Here is an 848-nt window from a genome sequence, read left to right on the forward strand (position 1 = left end):
AAGCTACCACGATTTAATTTGATTTCTTCTGGAGACTGCAAATCAACATATGCATCGCCTTGTTCAATCAACTGAATTGCCCAAGCATAAAGCTGATCAAAATAACCAGAAGCATAACGTGGTTCGCCATTCCAGCTAAATCCAAGCCATTTCACATCATTGGCGATCCCATCAACATACTCTTGTTCTTCCGCATCGGGGTTAGTATCGTCAAAACGTAAATTACAAAGACCATTAAACTCTTCAGCAACGCCAAAGTTGAGGCAAATTGCTTTTACGTGACCAATATGTAAATAACCATTTGGTTCTGGCGGGAAACGCGTTACGATTTGTTTGGCACGTCCGGCAGCTAAATCATCAGTAATGACTTGGCGAACAAAATCTAATCCAGCCTGTTGTTCTTGCTGCGCAGAATCGACAGAGGCATGAGTATTCGGTGTCGGGTTGTTTGGCAGGTTCGAGACAACATCATTAGGCTTCATAGTGTATCAATCACTTCTTTGTAGATAAAATTTCGAAAAAATAAACGCTATCTTCATTTTTCACAAAGATTTTAACGTTTTTTACTTGCCTTGTAGTTTACAGTTTGCTTATGCTTCTCTCAACCAAAAACCCATGGTCAATTTGCCCATGTTTAGGAGATTAATGTAATGAGTTTTCCTCAAGTCGAATTAAACACCAACAAAGGTCGTATTGTTCTTGAGCTTAACACTGAAAAAGCACCGAAAACGGCTGCTAATTTTCTAGAATACGTACGTGACGGTTTCTATGATGGCGTGATTTTCCACCGCGTTATCGACGGTTTCATGATCCAAGGTGGTGGCTTTGACGAAAACTTCAAAGAAAAA

Annotated in this window: 2 protein-coding genes; one reads left to right on the plus strand and one right to left on the minus strand. The window is 40.0% G+C overall.

The window, feature by feature from the left end:
- The coding region (locus C1642_RS19475; protein ID WP_228153894.1) for a glutamate--tRNA ligase family protein at positions 1-482 on the minus strand (482 nt) is incomplete at its 3' end.
- A gap of 168 nt (positions 483-650) precedes the next feature.
- Here C1642_RS19475 and C1642_RS19480 point away from each other — a divergent pair.
- Positions 651-848, plus strand: a 198-nt coding sequence (locus C1642_RS19480) for a peptidylprolyl isomerase (RefSeq protein WP_171288372.1), incomplete at its 3' end; no start/stop codon positions are given.

The sequence above is a fragment of the Acinetobacter sp. AKBS16 genome (assembly GCF_002899995.1).
Classification (GTDB): domain Bacteria; phylum Pseudomonadota; class Gammaproteobacteria; order Pseudomonadales; family Moraxellaceae; genus Acinetobacter; species Acinetobacter baumannii.